Origin of the sequence: Subtercola lobariae (genome assembly GCF_014640255.1) — a bacterium.
In the GTDB taxonomy this organism is placed as follows: Bacteria; Actinomycetota; Actinomycetes; order Actinomycetales; family Microbacteriaceae; genus Subtercola; species Subtercola lobariae.
In genome coordinates this window covers 369,465-385,031 of sequence record NZ_BMGP01000003.1, presented here as the reverse complement: position 1 = coordinate 385,031, position 15,567 = coordinate 369,465, and the positions used below count along the sequence as shown (strand labels likewise).

Annotated in this window: 14 protein-coding genes; 7 read left to right on the top strand and 7 right to left on the bottom strand. The window is 65.8% G+C overall.

The features are described from left to right. Nucleotides 1–45: 45 nt before the first annotated feature. Nucleotides 46–1,689, top strand: coding sequence for an FAD-dependent oxidoreductase (locus IEX24_RS09785; protein WP_203585905.1), 1,644 nt, complete (start codon nucleotides 46–48; stop codon nucleotides 1,687–1,689). A gap of 52 nt (nucleotides 1,690–1,741) precedes the next feature. Here the strand turns inward: IEX24_RS09785 and IEX24_RS09780 are convergent, their stop codons facing one another. Further along, the gene (locus IEX24_RS09780; protein ID WP_188677489.1) at nucleotides 1,742–2,074 is read right to left on the bottom strand and encodes a DUF7882 family protein; all 333 of its coding nucleotides are present in this window, start codon (nucleotides 2,072–2,074) and stop codon (nucleotides 1,742–1,744) included. Between the two features lie 328 nt (nucleotides 2,075–2,402). Next, nucleotides 2,403–3,929 (bottom strand): HNH endonuclease signature motif containing protein, encoded by a 1,527-nt coding sequence (locus IEX24_RS09775; protein ID WP_188677487.1) that lies wholly within the window; start codon nucleotides 3,927–3,929, stop codon nucleotides 2,403–2,405. Between the two features lie 116 nt (nucleotides 3,930–4,045). Between IEX24_RS09775 and IEX24_RS09770 the strand changes: the two genes are divergently transcribed. The 6 genes from IEX24_RS09770 to IEX24_RS09745 all read left to right on the top strand — a co-directional run bounded on the left by IEX24_RS09770 (nucleotide 4,046) and on the right by IEX24_RS09745 (nucleotide 10,257). Then, the gene (locus IEX24_RS09770; RefSeq protein ID WP_188677485.1) at nucleotides 4,046–4,750 is read left to right on the top strand and encodes an NUDIX hydrolase; all 705 of its coding nucleotides are present in this window, start codon (nucleotides 4,046–4,048) and stop codon (nucleotides 4,748–4,750) included. Between the two features lie 74 nt (nucleotides 4,751–4,824). Beyond that, on the top strand, nucleotides 4,825–6,096 hold the full coding sequence (gene nadA / locus IEX24_RS09765) for a quinolinate synthase NadA (RefSeq protein WP_188677483.1): 1,272 nt from the start codon (nucleotides 4,825–4,827) through the stop codon (nucleotides 6,094–6,096). Continuing rightward, entirely contained in the window at nucleotides 6,093–7,886 is a 1,794-nt protein-coding gene (gene nadB / locus IEX24_RS09760; RefSeq protein WP_188677480.1) for an L-aspartate oxidase, read from the top strand. Before nadA ends, nadB begins: the two co-directional genes overlap by 4 nt. Before the next feature lie 47 nt (nucleotides 7,887–7,933). Then, nucleotides 7,934–8,812 carry a carboxylating nicotinate-nucleotide diphosphorylase gene (gene nadC / locus IEX24_RS09755; RefSeq protein WP_188678178.1) on the top strand — a complete coding sequence of 293 codons (879 nt, stop codon included), beginning with the start codon at nucleotides 7,934–7,936 and terminating at the stop codon, nucleotides 8,810–8,812. Next, nucleotides 8,809–9,951 carry a cysteine desulfurase family protein gene (locus IEX24_RS09750; RefSeq protein ID WP_188677477.1) on the top strand — a complete coding sequence of 381 codons (1,143 nt, stop codon included), beginning with the start codon at nucleotides 8,809–8,811 and terminating at the stop codon, nucleotides 9,949–9,951. Before nadC ends, IEX24_RS09750 begins: the two co-directional genes overlap by 4 nt. 144 nt (nucleotides 9,952–10,095) lie before the next feature. Further along, nucleotides 10,096–10,257, top strand: a complete 162-nt coding sequence (locus IEX24_RS09745) for a hypothetical protein (RefSeq protein ID WP_188677474.1) — start codon at nucleotides 10,096–10,098, stop codon at nucleotides 10,255–10,257. A gap of 105 nt (nucleotides 10,258–10,362) precedes the next feature. Here the strand turns inward: IEX24_RS09745 and epsC are convergent, their stop codons facing one another. From epsC to aroA, 5 genes are all read right to left on the bottom strand, one after another. Then, nucleotides 10,363–10,896, bottom strand: a complete 534-nt coding sequence (gene epsC, locus IEX24_RS09740) for a serine O-acetyltransferase EpsC (RefSeq protein WP_188677471.1) — start codon at nucleotides 10,894–10,896, stop codon at nucleotides 10,363–10,365. A gap of 14 nt (nucleotides 10,897–10,910) precedes the next feature. After that, entirely contained in the window at nucleotides 10,911–11,846 is a 936-nt protein-coding gene (gene cysK / locus IEX24_RS09735) for a cysteine synthase A (RefSeq protein ID WP_188677468.1), read from the bottom strand. Nucleotides 11,847–11,958: 112 nt separating this feature from the next. Continuing rightward, nucleotides 11,959–12,822 carry an inositol monophosphatase family protein gene (locus tag IEX24_RS09730; protein WP_188677455.1) on the bottom strand — a complete coding sequence of 288 codons (864 nt, stop codon included), beginning with the start codon at nucleotides 12,820–12,822 and terminating at the stop codon, nucleotides 11,959–11,961. A 27-nt stretch (nucleotides 12,823–12,849) separates the two neighbouring features. Beyond that, the gene (rsgA, locus tag IEX24_RS09725) at nucleotides 12,850–13,902 is read right to left on the bottom strand and encodes a ribosome small subunit-dependent GTPase A (protein WP_188677452.1); all 1,053 of its coding nucleotides are present in this window, start codon (nucleotides 13,900–13,902) and stop codon (nucleotides 12,850–12,852) included. A 30-nt stretch (nucleotides 13,903–13,932) separates the two neighbouring features. Continuing rightward, nucleotides 13,933–15,438: a 3-phosphoshikimate 1-carboxyvinyltransferase gene (gene aroA, locus IEX24_RS09720; RefSeq protein WP_188677439.1), complete on the bottom strand. Its 1,506-nt coding sequence runs from the start codon at nucleotides 15,436–15,438 to the stop codon at nucleotides 13,933–13,935. Between the last annotated feature and the right edge of the window lie 129 nt (nucleotides 15,439–15,567).

The following is a 15,567-nucleotide window of genomic DNA, read 5'->3' as shown; positions in this document are numbered from 1 at the left end:
TCTTCTCCCGCGCAAGACATGCCGGCTGCGCGTGTCGATTTGAATATGCCTGCAGAGGCATACCCCGTTTTGAGCCCCGATCAGCTGAGTCGGTTGCGCACGTACGGTGAGGCGAGACCGACCTCCGCAGGCGACATCGTCTTTCGCGCCGGTGATACCGAACTCGACTTGATCGTGGTCGATGAAGGCGTCGTCGAGATTGTGCAGGTGGCTACCGTGGACGGCCCAGAAGAGTTGGTGAGCCGGTTCACTGCCGGCCATTTCATCGGCGAACTCAACCTGCTCACTGGTCAGACCATCTATTTGACCGGTCGTGTCGTCGAGCCGGGCCAGATCACGCACATTTCGCCAGCGCGGTTCAGAGCGCTGATGGCAGAAGAGCCCGACCTCTCAGACCTGCTGCTGCGTGCGTTCATTGCGCGGCGCAAGCGACTTCAGCGTGGCGCTGGTGCGCGCAGCATCGAGATCGTCGGCACGAGCCTCTCGGCGGCCTCGCTCGCCCTGCGCACCTACGCGGCACGGCAGCAGCTCGCGCACCTCTGGTTCGACTCCGACAGCGTGGCGGGTCAGTCGCTGCTGAAGGTGGCTGAGCTGACTGCGGCTGATCTGCCCGCCGTGATCATGCCCGATGCCATTCTGCGAAACGCGACACCGGGCGAACTAGCCGAACACGTAGGTCTCTCGTACCGAAGCACCGGCGAAGAGGTCGTTGACCTCACTGTTATCGGCGCCGGCCCTGCCGGGTTGGCGGCGGCTGTCTACGGCGCGTCAGAAGGGCTCTCGACGATTCTGCTCGACGCCGTGGGAACCGGCGGCCAGGCGGCAGCCAGCTCCCGCATCGAGAACTACCTCGGATTTCCGTCAGGTCTCAGCGGCAACGAACTCGCCTCGCGCGCCGCCGTTCAGTCAGAGAAGTTCGGGGCTCGCCTGTTCAGCCCCTGCAAGGTGGTCAGCCTCGACGTCGGCGGCGACTCGCTGCGGGTGTTTCTCGACGACGGCACGGCGATTTCGTCGCGCGCCGTCATCATCGCCACTGGAGCCCGCTACCGCTCGCTTGCTCTGCCGAATTGGGCGCAATTCGAAGGCGCCGGCATTTACTACGCAGCGACCGAGCTCGAAGTGAGAGCGTGCAGCAAGCAGTCGGTCACCGTGATCGGTGGCGCGAATTCGTCGGGTCAGGCGGCGCTGTTTCTCGCCGGCCGCGGTAGCACCGTGACCATCGCGGTGCGCCACCACGACATCGGCAGTGGCATGTCGGCCTACCTCGTGGACCGATTGCAGGCGCACCCGAACGTCACCATCAAGGTCTCGACCGAGGTCACGGGCCTGGCGGGCACCGATTCGCTTGCCGGCATAGAGCTGCGCAACCGTGTAACGGGTGAAACCGAGACGATCGCGTGCACGGGGTTGTTCTGTTTCATCGGGGCTGATCCTGAGACGTCGTGGTTGCACGGTGTGATGACAGACGGCGACGGATTCGTAGTCACCGACCAGCAACTGCTGCCAGGTGACCTGCCGAAGTGCTGGGGGAGTATCGGTCGCACTCCGTTGCCGTTCGAGACGAGCATCCCTGCCGTCTTCGCTGCAGGTGACGTTCGTAGTGGGTCGATGAAGCGAGTTGCTGCCGCGGTAGGTGAAGGGGCGAGCGCTGTGCGGTCGGTGCATCAGGCCATCGGGGTGCAGGCCTAGCTGGCGCTGCGGGCTTGGTGCTCGGGCTTGTAGATGCCCGCGAGTGGATGCCCTAGGCCGACGACTTCGGCAGGGGAGTGCTGTGATCGCCGGGCTCTTCAATGAATGTCAGACCCGCACCGCTGTTCGCTGAGGCGGTCATGACCGTGATCCATTCGCGGTTGAGCGCGGGCACTTTGTTGGAGTTATACCGAAAGTAGAGCGGAACCGACGAGTCGAGCCAGATGCTGCTGCGGCCGTCACCCACTGCCGGGTCGTCTTTCCACGAGAAGAAGAAACTTTCGCGTCGTCGCAGCTTCGCGCCGATCACGATCTGCAGATGCGTGAGAACACGGTCGTCGAATTCGATTTCGGTTCCCGAGTCACCGTAGACAAGCTTTCCCATGACACTCCTCGCGGCTAAGACTACTGTGCTGCTGCACCAACGTGGTGAGCTGTTTCGGCGCGGGCTTGTTCAGCGCAGTGAGAGGTGTGGTCTGGCTTCGGACTACCCGATTGTCGGAAGCCAGACCACAGGAATTCGAGAAACCAGAGGCGTCAGAACTCGCTCAATGATTATTCGGGAACTCCGATCGCAGCGTCTTCGTGGGGGAGAGACGACTGCGTCATGACAAAACTATGGCGTCGCTTCGCGAGAAAACCAAACTTGGGCTCGGCCCTTGACCGTACGCCGAATGTAACCTAAAGTGGGGGGCTTTTTGCTTATATGTGAGCTAGTTTCGGAGTATGTGCCAGGGTTCCGAGCGTTTGGGGAGGTCGGCGAGGTTCAATGGTTTCAGCCGTGTTCGGGTGCGTTGCTGGGTTGCGGGTCTGGGGGTGCGTGTCCAATCAAGGCAGTCGGGTGGGATGAAGTGCGGTGCGCCGCTGATCATGACCAACGTCCACCCCGTTTTGTGTACGACGGAGTGGTGAAAATGGCACAGGAGCACGCCGAGGTCCACATCGGTACGGCCCGGGAGGTAGCCCTGGGAGGTCCACGGGGTTGTGTGGTGACTTTCGCACCAGGACGGTGGCCGGTCGCAGCCTGGCCAGACGCATCCGCCGTCACGGGCGGCCATGGCCTGAATCTGCCGGGTCGTGAACAGGCGTTGCTTCTTGCCTTGGCAGAGCACTTGCCCGCCCTCACCGAACACCGTGGTGGTTGTGTCGGCGTGGCAGAGCAGTTGCTGCACTGCACTGGCGGGTAATGGTTCGGTGATGCCGGGTACCCAGCCCACCCCGAGGCCGGCAACAATGTCATCAAGATCAGCATGCACCGAAACGACTGCGGCGGCACCGTTGATACGGGGCACATCAGGCAACGTCGCACCCCTCCGGATCACATCGGTGAAGACGTCTAAGCATTTCTGATCCCGAGTACGCGGATCCTCGAACACCACATCCACCGGCGGCACGGTTTCGTCGTCTGCGCCTTCAGAAGGCGGTGCCGGGTCGGCACGGAACGACGGCCTGACGCGTGGGCTTTGGGTGGCGGCGTCGATCGCGAGCCAGGATGCGGCGTCTTCGGGTGGGAGCAGGCCGATCATCTTCACCATCCCCGACGGCAGCGTGATGAACCTGAGGCTGCGCTGCTCGGTCAGGCCGGCGTCACGGGGTTCGACCCCGTCCGGGTCGAGACGGTCGCGGAGATTCCCCGCGAGAACACCGACTTCGTCCGCGGAGAAACCCAGCCCACCCGCCGACTGTGCCGCCGCCGTGACGAGATACTCCTCCGCCGCCCCGAGCTCCTCCGTGTACCCGGTGGCCTTCGCAACCTGCGACAGCTTCCGGGTGATCACCTCAGCCGTATCCACACCGAGAACCCCGGTACGGAGTGCTTCTTCCACGTGCGGGAACCGCGACGGATTCGGTACCCCAGCGAGCGACATATCCGTGCGGATACGACGGCCCAGCCGCACCCTGTCAGCCGCCGTCGACACCGACGTACCCGTATGCGCAGCGAGAAGCTTCTGCACCGTCGCGAAACCCAGTCTCACTGTCAAACGGTCGTCCCCTCGCGACACCTCACACCGGGCATCCACTGTAGAAGCGAACTCGACCCGCAGAGCATCAACCAACTTACCCAGCCGCTCCACGAGCACCAGCCCCGTCAACGCATCCGAGTCAGACAACCCAGCCACCAGCCCGTCGGCAAGCCCATTGGGCGCGGCAGCACGGCACCCCGACAGCACCTCAATCGAGCCGATAAGCGCGCGCATCCCATCACCCACAGACACGGAAGAAGACGCGGTTTCATTCATGACCCAAGTCAAACACCAACCACTGACATTCACTCAACTTCGCCTGTGGTTCACGCTAAAGCAAAAACAGTTGTATTATCAGTTCAGGTCAGTTACACCTTTACTCAGAGGAACTCATGAACCACGACGCACCAACGCTCGCCGTCTCAACGGTGATCTTCGCGTTGCGTGCAAATGAAGCGCAAACGAAAGACTCGGGAGAGACCAGCGCGGCGACCCTGTGGCTTCCGCTGGTGAGGCGCATACGAGAGCCGTTCGAAGGCAGGTGGGCGTTGCCTGGGGGGCCTATCGGGGCATCCGAAAGCCTCGGTGACGCGGCAGCGCGCAACCTGCTCGAGACCACGAGCCTGACCTCGAGGTACCTCGAGCAGCTCTACGCCTTCGGCACCGTCGATCGCTCACCCAGTCAGCGTGTCGTTTCGATTGTTTACTGGGCGCTCGTGCGACCCGACGAGGCAGAACGTGCGACCGAGGGTGAAAATGTGCGCTGGTTCGCGGCCGATGACCTGCCAGAGCTGGCATTCGATCACAACACCATCGTCGAATACGCATTGTGGCGGCTGCGCAACAAGATGGAGTACAGCCGCATTGCGCACGCCTTTCTGGGCGAACGATTCACGCTCACGCAACTCCGTGAGGTGTACGAAGCTGTGCTTCGAAAACCGCTTGACCCCGCGAACTTCAGGCGCCAGATCGAATCGACGAATTCGGTCGTGGCGACGGATGAACGGCTCGCCGGTGGGCGCCACCGCCCCCCTCGGCTCTACCGATACAACGAGTCGTTCGGCTTGGCCGACAACGGGCCGCTGCCGGTGACCTGAACGCCCGACACCCGACACACCCAGCACCACCCGATACACCCCGCACCACACCCGCTGTGCAAGAGGAGCACGAAATGCCATCTGTCGACACCACCATTCAGCTGATCCGCCCCGGCGGAAAAGTCACCAGCTGCAGCCCCGCGCTCAAAGACGCGCCGTGGAACTTCGACAAATCGCCCGCTCCCAGCTACGGCCCGGGGTCGTCGATGTACGACGTCGCCCCCGCTGACACCCCGAAGCAGGGCGAGATTCCGCTCGAATACCGCCTCGCCAGCAACGAAGAACTCGATGCTCGCATCATGGCTGCCAAGGCGACTCTCGGCGACCGGCTCGTGATTCTCGGCCACTTCTACCAGCGCGACGAGGTCGTGAAGTACGCCGACTTCGTGGGCGACAGCTTTCAGCTCGCGAACGCTGCGAAGGCCAAACCCGAAGCCGAGGCCATTGTGTTCTGCGGCGTGCACTTCATGGCCGAGACGGCCGACATGCTCTCGGGCCCGAATCAGTCGGTGATTCTGCCGAACCTCGCGGCGGGGTGTTCGATGGCCGACATGGCCGACATTGACTCGGTGACCCAGGCCTGGGAGCAGCTCGAAGAGATCTACGGCACTGAGCCTGATGCGAGTGGGCGGGTGCCGATCATCCCGGTGACCTACATGAACTCGAGCGCGGCCCTCAAGGGTTTCTGCGGAGAGCACGGCGGCATCGTCTGTACCTCGTCGAACGCCGCGACGGTGCTCGAGTGGGCATTCGAGCGCGGGCAGCGTGTGCTGTTCTTTCCTGACCAGCACCTCGGTCGCAACACGGCCAAGGCCATGGGGGTTCCGCTCGAGCGCATGCCCATGTGGAACCCACGCAAACCCCTCGGCGGCAACGACGAGCAGCAGATTCAGGATGCACAGGTGATCTTGTGGCACGGGTTCTGCTCGGTGCACAAGCGTTTCACCGTGGCGCAGATCGACAAGGCGCGGGCCGAGTACCCCGGGGTGCGCGTAATCGTGCATCCCGAATGCCCGATGCCCGTGGTCGACGCTGCAGACGAAGCGGGCTCGACCGACTACATTCAAAAAGCCATCGACGCGGCGCCCGCCGGCTCGACCTTCGCCATCGGCACCGAGATCAACATGGTGCAGCGCCTGCAAGCCGAGCACCCCGAGCACACCATTTTCTGTCTCGACTCGGTGATCTGCCCATGCTCGACCATGTACCGTATTCACCCGGGGTACCTGGCGTGGGTGCTCGAGGCGTTCGTGGCCGGCGAGGTCGTGAACCAGATCACGGTCGACGACGCTGTTGCCGTGCCGGCGCGTGTTGCGCTTGAGCGGATGCTGGCGGCCAAGCCATGACCACGAATTCTGGTGCCGGCCGACCGACCGCGATCGTGGTCGGCAGCGGAATCGCTGGGTTGGTCGTGGCGTTGCGTGCCGGTCGAACGCATGACGTGACGTTGATCACCAAGGCAGAGCTCGGCGAGAGCAACACCCGCTATGCGCAGGGCGGTATCGCCGTGGCGCTCTTCGCCGACGACAGCGTCGAGTCGCACGTGGCCGACACGCTGGTTGCTGGCGCGGGAATCAACCGGGTGGCTGCGGTGGAGGTGCTGTGCGCCGAGGGACCCGACCGCATTCGCGACCTCATTCGCTGGGGCGTCGAGTTCGACCGGGTGGCGTCTGAGGCCGGAGGATCGAGCGCTTTGTCGGCCGGACGCGTCGAGGGCGACGACCTCATCGACGGTCTCGCTCGTGGCATGGAGGCAGCACACGCGCACGCGCGTATCTTGCACGCCGGCGGAGACGCGACCGGAGCCGAGATCGAATCGGCGCTGGTGCGAGCTGTTCGCGCTACGGCGTCGCGCATTCTCGAGTACACGTTCGTCGCCGATCTGGTCGTCGAGGATGTGGCGGGTGACGTGGCTGGTGGTGTCGCTGGTGACGTGACCGACGCTGCGGCGGCCGAGCGCCGAGTCACCGGCGTCGTGGCGGGTGAACGGAGGGTCACTGGCGTCGAGGTGATCGGGCCAGATGGTGTCGCGAGCACGTTGCTGGCGGATGCCGTGATTCTCGCCAGCGGCGGAGCCGGACAGCTCTTCGCGCACACGACGAACCCCGAAGTGACCACGGGCGACGGAGTCGCCGCAGCCTATCGCGCGGGTGCGCAGCTCTCTGACCTGGAGTTCTACCAGTTTCACCCTACGTCGCTCGCGGTGCCGGGTAACTTTCTCATCTCTGAGGCCGTACGCGGTGAGGGAGCTGTGCTGCTGAACGCTGCCGGTGAGCGGTTCATGCCGGCCGTGCATCCTGACGCCGAACTCGCCCCGCGAGACGTGGTCGCCCGGGCGATAGCCGAACAGATGCAGAAGCAGGGCGGAGCGCCTGTGCTGCTCGACGCGACACGGCTCGGGGCGGAGTTTCTCGCCACGCGGTTTCCGAGCATCACCGAAGCGTGTCGGCGTAATGGGCTCGACTGGTCGGTTCAGCCGATACCCGTCACCCCCGCCGCGCACTACTGGATGGGCGGCGTGACGACCGACGAATGGGGCCGTACGTCGCTGGCAGGGCTCTACGCGGTCGGCGAAGTGGCGTGCACGGGGGTGCATGGCGCGAACCGGCTTGCCTCCAACTCATTGCTCGAATCGGTGGTGTTCGCGTGGCGGTGCGTCGACGCGCTTCGGGGTGAGGCTGACCCGACGCTGGCTCCGAGCCCTTTCGCAGCATCCGTCGCCCCCGCACCCCTCACCTCGGCCACGTCGGATGGCGAGAGTGCGCGTTTCGGACGAGAAATGCCGGTGCAACCCCCGCTTTCGTCTGAAACGCACTCTCTCGATGGAGCGGCACCGAGCCGCCTCGAGTTACAGCAGGTGATGTGGAACAACGTGGGGGTATACCGCGACGCTGCGACACTCGAGCGCGCGCTCGAGGCGCTCGAGGCGTGGGCGCCCAGCTACGCGACGCTGCACGATCGCGAGAACGCCAACCTGCTGCTGCTCGGCACGCTGATTGCCCGCTCGGCTCTGGCGCGCGAGGAGTCACGCGGAGCCCACTTTCGCTCGGACTACCCGGAGCCGCGTGAGGTCTTTCGCCGTCACATCAGCGTCCAGCAAGGCAGCGTCGAACGAGAGAGTGCAGTCGCCCGGTGAATTTCGTTTCAGAACTCAGCCCGCTCGCCGTGAGCCCCGTGGTGACCATGGCGCTGAACGAAGACGCGCCGTGGGGTGACCTCACCTCGCAGACACTGATTCCGGCCGATGCGACCGCGGCGGCGAGCTTGGTGGCGCGCGAGGTAGGCGTGTTCAGCGGGGGAGCGGTGTTTCGGGCCGCCTTCGAACTGCTCGACCCCACGGTCATCGTCGAACTGGTGGTGGCCGACGGAGCCGCCTTCCAGAAGGGTGCCACGCTCGCCACCGTGGCCGGCCCGGCGCGCTCGGTGCTGCAGTCTGAGCGCGTCGCGCTGAACTTCGTGCAGCGCCTTTCGGGCATCGCCACTCAGACGGCCGCCTACGTGGCCGAAATCGAAGGCACGAGTGCCCGCATCGTCGACACGCGCAAAACCACCCCGGGCCTTCGAGTGCTCGAACGCCACGCCGTGCGCTGCGGCGGCGGCCACAATCACCGATTCTCGCTCTCTGATGCTGTCATGGCGAAAGACAACCATCTCGCCGTGCTCACGCACGATGGGAGGCGTTCGGTGACGGATGCCCTGCTCGAGGTTCGGCGATCACTCTCTCACACGACCCACCTCGAGGCCGAGGTCGACCGGCTCGACCAGATCGAACCGGTGCTCGCGGCCGGTGTCGACACCATCATGCTCGACAACTTCAGCCTCGACGACCTGCGCACGGGTGTGGCCATGGTGGCCGGCCGCGCCATCGTCGAAGCGAGCGGATCGGTCAACCTCGGCACGGTTCGCGCCATCGCCGAGACGGGCGTCGACGTCATCTCGGTGGGCGCGCTAACGCACAGTGTTCGCTCGCTCGACCTCGGTCTCGACGTGACGCTCGCGACCAGCTCGCAGATCGCGCGCCCGACCGAGACCGCGCCCGCCAGCGCGCAATCCACGCCGTGATCTACCTCGACTCCGCCGCCACCACCGCGGTACGCCGCGAGGTGCTCGAAGCGATGTGGCCCTACCTCACGGGCGACTTCGGCAACCCTTCGAGCACACATTCGCTCGGTGAGCGGGCGGCTGACGCGTTGGCAGAGGCCCGAGCATCCGTCGCCCGCGCACTTGGCGTGCGTGCGAACGAGATCGTGTTCACGTCGGGCGGAACCGAGGCCGACAACCTCGCGATCAAGGGCATTGCGTTGGCGAATCCGCGCGGGCGGCACCTCATCACCACGCCCATCGAGCATGAGGCGGTGCTGGAGTCGTGCGACTACTTGCGCCGCCACCACGGTTTCACGGTGTCGTTTCTCGGTGTGAACCGCGAGGGACTGGTCGACCCCGACGAGTTCGAGCGCCTCCTCACGCCCGAGACCACGCTCGCGAGCATCATGTACGCCAACAACGAGATCGGTACGATTCAGCCCCTCGCCGAGCTCGCGGCCCGCGCACAGGCCGCCCGAGTACCGCTGCACACCGATGCGGTTCAGGCCGCCGGATGGCTCTCGCTGAACGTGCGGGCCCTCGGCGTCGACGCGCTCACCATCTCGGGCCACAAGCTCGGCGCACCCAAGGGAATCGGCGCCCTGTACGTGCGCGGGCGTCTCGCCCTCGAACCGGTGCTGCACGGCGGCGGCCAAGAACGCGGCGCTCGCTCAGGCACCGAAAACGTGGCCGCGGCCGTGGGCTTGGCGACCGCGCTGAACCTCGCCGAGGCGACCCGTGAGGCCGATGCGGCTCGGGTGTCGGCGTTGCGTGACGAGTTCATCGGCACAGTGCTGCGCGAGGTTGCGGATGCCCGGCTCACCGGCCCCGCCGAACACCGCCTGCCCGGGCTCGCCTCCTTCTGTTTCACGACGACGAGTGGTGAGTCGGTGCTGCTCGAACTCGAGCGTCAGGGCATCGTCTGCTCGAGTGGATCAGCCTGCGCAGCGGGCAGCGACGAGCCCTCGCACGTGCTGGTGGCTGTGGGCTACGAGCCCGAAATCGCTCAGACGGCCGTGCGGTTCACCATGGGTTCGAGCGTCACAGCCGCCGAACTGCACGAGGCCGCAGCGGCCGTGAAGTCGGCCGTCGAAGCGGTACGGGGCATCGCGCGCTGAAGTCGGCTCGTGCGTGAAAACGCTCTCTCGCCCCATACCGCAGCGTGGCGCTTCAGCGCAATCCCCCACCCGAAAGAGGCACGCACCAATATCATTGTGGTCGCGGTCACCACCGCACACACATCTCGGGAGGGATACAACACCATGAATATTCTCGTAGCAGTCATCGCGATCATCGCGATCATCTTGCTTATCACAGGCGGGATTTCGTCATCGCTCAGCTTCTTGATTTGGGTCGGAGTTGTGCTTCTGGTCATCGCCCTGATCGTGTTCTTGCTCCGTTTCATCACGGGCCGCAGGGTCTAGTTTCCGCGCAATCGCGCACCTGCACACGCTGAAGGGCCTTCTCGACGAATGGATCGTCGGGGAGGCCCTTCTTCGTGCCCGCTGCGCACGACAGCGAGAGAAGCTCTAGCGCGGCCGCGCTGCCGCGGGCACGCCTACGAGCAGAGAGTTGGGGGGCGCGTCGTGCAGCACCACCGCGTTGGCTCCTACCGAGCATCCGTCGCCGATGCTGATGGGGCCGAGCAGCTTCGAGCCCGCGCCCAACAGCACGCCGTCGCCGACAGTCGGATGCCGCTTGCCAACGCGAGGGCCCACACCGCCGAGTGTGACGCCGTGGTAGATGAGCACGTCGTTGCCGATCACCGCGGTCTCACCGATCACAACGCCCATTCCGTGGTCGATGAACACTCGGCGACCGATGACTGCCGCCGGGTGAATTTCGACGCCGGTCAGAAATCGTGCGAACTGCGAGAGCAGCCGGGCGGGCAGCTTCAACCCTGGGCGCTGCCACATCGTGTGAGTGAGGCGGTGCACCCACAGGGCATGAAGGCCCGAGTAGCCGAGCAGTATTTCGCCCTTCGAACGCGCAGCAGGGTCGCGCCGCTTGGCAACCGCGAGGTCTTCACGCAGGCGCGCGAAGAACCTCTGCGAGGTGCGCACGACGGCAGGGCCGCTCAGTTGCGAATGTCGTCGTAGAGCACCGACGAAACGTAGCGCTCACCGAAGTCGCAGACCACCGCGACAATAGTCTTGCCGGCGTTCTCGGGGCGCTTCGCCACCTCGAGGGCGGCCCACATGATGGCGCCTGATGAGATTCCGGCGAGAATGCCTTCGTCGGTGGCGAGCTGGCGTGAGACGCGGATGGAGTCGTCGAGCGACACGTCGATGATCTCGTCGTAGACCTCGCGATCGAGAATCTCGGGAACGAAGTTGGCGCCGATGCCGGCGATCTTGTGCGGCCCGGGCGCGCCACCGTTCAGAATCGGGGAGTCGAGCGGCTCGACGCCGATGATCTGCACGCCGGGCTTCTGCTCGCGCAGGTAGTGGCCGGTGCCGGTGATGGTGCCGCCGGTGCCGATGCCGGCCACGAAGATGTCGACCGCGCCATCGGTGTCTTCCCAGACCTCGGGGCCCGTGGTGGCGTAGTGGATGGCCGGGTTGGCCTCATTCTCGAACTGATGCGCCAGAATCGCCCCCGGCGTCTCGGCCGCAATGCGGTTCGCGGTTTCGACGGCGCCCTTCATGCCCTCGCCGCCCGGGGTGAGAACGAGTTCGGCTCCGTAGGCGCGAAGCACCACGCGGCGCTCCATGCTCATGGTTTCGGGCATGGTCAGAATGACCTTGTAGCCGCGAGCCGCGCCCACCATAGCCAGCGCGATGCCCGTGTTACCGCTGGTGCCCTCGACGATGGTGCCGCCGGGCTGCAGTGCACCAGCTTTCTCTGCCGCGTCGATGATGGCCACACCGATGCGGTCTTTCACGCTGTTCGCCGGGTTGTAGAACTCGAGCTTGCCGAGAATGGTGGTGTCGATGCCCTCGGTGAGCTTGTTGATGCGCACGAGAGGGGTGTGGCCCACCAGATCGGTGATGTTGTCGTAAATGTGTGACATGAGGTGCATGCTCCATCTGTGAACGTGTGGCCGCCGTCGGCCCAGGGTCAAGCCTAGCTATGTACACCGGTCGCTCGCCGTGAGTTACACGGGCGAGAGCGGCGCGGCACGTTTAGAGGGCGAGCAGCTCCACGACCGCGTCGTGCAGCAGCGCGTTCGTGGCGAGGGCGTCGCCGGCCCAGAGCGGGTCTGACCCGTCGAGGCTGGTGAAGGCGCCTCCAGCCTCTCGCACGATCGGGATGAGCGCCGCCACGTCATACGCCTTCAGGTCGAATTCGCCCACGGCGTCGACGAGCCCCTCTGCGAGCAGCATGTACGCCCACATTTCGCCGTAGGCGCGGGTGCGCCACACCGTGCGGTTGAGGCGGGTGAGGGCGTCGAGGTGGCCGGCGTCATCCCAGCCTTGGAACGAGTTGTAGCTGACCGAGGCGCCAGCGAGGTCGGCGACCTTCGAGACAGCGAGGCGCTGCGCGGTTTGGGCCGGGCCGGCGGCTGCGTTCGGGGCGGTGGTGGTCCCGTTCGGGGTGGCGGCTGCGTGCGGGGCTGTGCGGTCGAGCATCCATGCGCCCGCACCAGTGGATGCCCACCAGCGCTTCTTCAGCGCCGGCGAACTTGCGACGCCGACCGCCGGCACCCCGTCTACCACGAGCGAGATGAGCGTGCCCCAGATGGGAACGCCGCGCAGAAAGTTGGCCGTGCCGTCGATGGGGTCGATGATCCACTGGCGGTGGGCGTGCGCTTCGGCGCCGTCTCCGCCGTACTCTTCGCCGAGAATCGCGTCGTCGGGGCGTGCGCGCTCAAGCCCTTCGCGAATGGCACGCTCAACGGCCTTATCGGCGTCGGTCACCGGAGTGCGGTCGGGCTTCGTCTCTACCACCAGGTCGAGCGCCTGAAACCGGTCGAGCGAAATGGCGTCGGCGGCGTCGGCGAGGTCGAGGGCGAGCTGCAGGTCTTCGGCGAGGCTGAATTCGGTCACGGCTCCAGCGTACCGACGCGCGCTGTGCTACCTGGCGAGGGTGGTGATGATCTTCTGCAGAGACTCGAGGCGTGCCTTGCCGCTCTCGCCGAGCTCGCCGGCCTCGATGCGGTCGACGATCTCCCAGTCGTGGGCCTGGGTGAGCGCGATGCCGTCGGCCTCGGGGGGCAGAGTGGCTGCCGGAATGGCGTAGTTCGCGAACGAGCGCAAGATGTTCTCGGGGTTCACATGCCCGAGGCCGAACGAGCGCACGCCGGGGGTGTCGATGATCCAGCCCGGGTTGCCGTCGTTGTCGCGCACGCGGAGGCAGACCGTCGACGACGAGGTGTGCCGCCCGCGCCCGGTGACGTCGTTCACGCGACCGACGGCACGATCGGTGCCGGGCACGAGGGCGTTGACGAGGGTCGACTTTCCGACGCCGGAGTGACCCACGGTCACAGTGGTGTGCCCGACGAGCAGGGATTTCAGGGCATCCAGTGGGAAATCGTCTTTTGCACCCATGATGATCTCGAGGTCGAAGCAGTCGAACTGCGCGAGAAAGTCGCTGGGGTCTGCCACGTCGGTCTTGGTGATGCAGAGAATGGGCGCGAGGCCCGCATCGAAGGCGGCGACGAGGTACCGGTCGATGAGGTTCGCGCGCGGTTCGGGGTTCGCGGCGGCCACGACGATGAGCATCTGGTCGGCGTTGGCGACGATGACCCTCTCGACGGCATCAGAGTCGTCAGCGCTGCGCCGCAGCAGGGTCTTTCGCTCGTCGACGCGCACTACGCGAGCGAGGCTACCGTCGGCTCCGCTGGTATCGCCCACGAGGTCGACGGTGTCGCCGGTGACGATTCCGAGCCGGCCGAGTTCGCGGGCGCGTGACGCCGTGATGACGGCCTCGTCGGCAGCGTTCTCGCGCACCAGCACGCCGAAGCGCCCGCGGTCGACCGAGAGCACCCGGCCGCGAACGGCATCGTTGTGCTCGGGCCGAGTCTTGGTTCGGGGGCGGTTGCCTTTGGGGTTGGGTCTGACCCGAACGCTCGACTCGTCGAATTCGTCGTACTCGTCGGGTTCGTCGTCGTCGGTCAGCCAGCTCATGCGGGTCGCCCGATCATTCGCCGTGCCTCGTCATACTGGCAGCCCATCCGCATCGACCGCCCCGGGTTCGCCGTGGCGATGGCCCGCGCCGATGCCGCCGTTCAGGCCATTGCCCAGCAACCCGTCGCCCAGCGCGACACTGGCGCCGGCCGGTCTGCCGAGTGAGCCCGCAGCATCCGGAGCGCCGCCCGACACCATCTGCTGCCAGAGTGCCGCGAACTCGGGCAGGGTCTTCGCGGTGGTGGCGATGTTCTCGACGATCACGTCGTCGATCGCCAGGCCGATGATCGCCCCTGCGTGCGCCATGCGGTGGTCGTGGTAGGTCTGCCACACCCCGCCGTGCAGCGGACGCGGTTCGATATAGAGCCCGTCGTCGAGCTCGGTGACCGAACCGCCGAGCCGGTTGATCTCTGTCGCGAGCGCGGCGAGGCGGTCGGTTTCGTGGTGCCTGATGTGCCCGATTCCGGTGATGGTGCTGGGCGAATCGGCCAGCGCCGCAATGGCCACGAGAGCGGGCGCGAGTTCGCCGCCCGTGGTGAGGTCGAGTTCGATGCCCCGGATGCTCGAGCCGCCGGTCACGGTGACGCGATCGCCCTCGCGTGTGACCTCCGCGCCGAACAGAGGCAGAAGTTCGAGCAGGTCGTCGCCGACCTGGGTGGTCGACCCCGGCCATCCACTGATCGAAACGGAGCCGCCGGCCACGAGCGCGGCCGCGAGAAACGGTGCCGCGTTCGAGAGGTCGGGTTCGATGCTGATGTCGAGCGCGGCGATGGGGGAGGGCTCGATCATCCACTCGCCCGGCGACGGCGTTGCCACGGCAACACCGCGGGCGGCGAGGGCCGCAATGGTCATCTCGATGTGCGGCAGGCTCGGCAGACGTTCGCCCTCGTGGGTGAGGTGCAGGCCGTGCTCGAAGCGCGCGGCCGCGAGCAGCAGGCCCGAGACGAACTGCGACGAGCTGGAGGCGTCGATGGTGATTGCTCCGCCGTCGACACTGCCCGAGCCGTAGACGGTGAACGGCAGGTTGCTGCGGCCGTCAGCGTTGATGTCGACGCCAAGCGCGCGAAGCGAGGAGATGGTGGTGGCCATCGGGCGCTTTCGGGCACCCTCGTCGCCGTCGAACACGATGGGGCCGAGGGCCAGCGCGGCCACCGGAGGCAGGAAGCGCATGACGGTGCCGGCGAGTCCGCAGTCGATGGTGGTGCTGCCGAGCAGCTCGGGTGCGGGCGTGATGAGCCAATCGGGGCCGAACAGGCCGGTACCCGGGGTGGGCTCGATCGACACGCCCAGAGAGCGCAGCGCCTCGACCATGAGGGTGGTGTCACGGCTGTGCAGGGGCGAGCGGAGGCGGGAGGGGGCATCCGCTAGCGCAGACAACACCAGCTCACGATTGGTGAGGCTCTTCGAACCCGGCAACGAGACCGTGGCGTGCAGCGGCTGGTGGGCGCGGGGGGCGGCCCAGTCAGGATTCGGCTCGCCGGGGGCGGAGTCGCCGTACGGGTTGAAGTCTGGTGTGGAATATCTCGAGATCAGCATCAGTTATCTAGGGTATCGCCAGTAACCAACATCACGAGAGGCAGACGATGGCAACGGCATACGGCACCATCGCTCGACCCGTTATAGCTGCACCCAGCGTGCCGAGACTTGACCTGGTGAAGATAGCCC